The 508-nt window shown below is 69.5% G+C and carries 1 protein-coding gene; it reads left to right on the top strand.

Features of this window, described 5'->3' with window-relative positions; translation table 11 throughout:
* Positions 1-312: 312 nt before the first annotated feature.
* A partial coding sequence (locus tag J0A65_RS25575; RefSeq protein WP_206597023.1) for a hypothetical protein occupies positions 313-508 on the top strand: 196 nt, incomplete at its 3' end.

The following is a 508-nucleotide window of genomic DNA, read 5'->3' as shown; positions in this document are numbered from 1 at the left end:
GCAACCTGCGGGAGGGCGGCCTGCGCGTCACCCTGCGCCTGCCGCGCACGCCGGACTGAATGTCACCGTTTGGTGACAAAGGCAGCCCCGTTCGTTACCTGGCGCTGATGGGGCGCTCGTTAGAATCCGCTGCAGGGATGAGTGGCTGCTGGACGTTTCGCAGCGCGCCTTTCGGGGGGATGGGTGAAGCAGCATCCGGCTGTTCATCCAGCCGGGGCCGCGCGGGCCGAATGCGCCGTCGTCTGTCCTGTCTCGTCGCCGTTGCCGCGCCGCTGTGCGGCGCTCGGCCCCCATCTGCAGGGAACCAGAACAATGAGCGGAGCCGCATTGAATCCAGACAGCTGGCTGAGCCAGCCCGCCCACCTCACCTGGCTGGCCGACGAAGGCCTGCGCCTGTTGCCGTTCGCGCGGCGGGCGCAGGTCGAGCAGGGCTTCGCCGCGCTCGATGCCGAGGGGCGCATCGCCGAGGGAGCGGTGGCCGAACTGATCCACACCACGCGCATGACCC

Source organism: Bowmanella yangjiangensis (assembly GCF_017255015.1).
Taxonomy (GTDB): Bacteria; Pseudomonadota; Gammaproteobacteria; order Enterobacterales; family Alteromonadaceae; genus Bowmanella; species Bowmanella yangjiangensis.
Note: the sequence above shows the minus strand (reverse complement) of the source record. Positions and strands in the feature narration are given on the sequence as shown.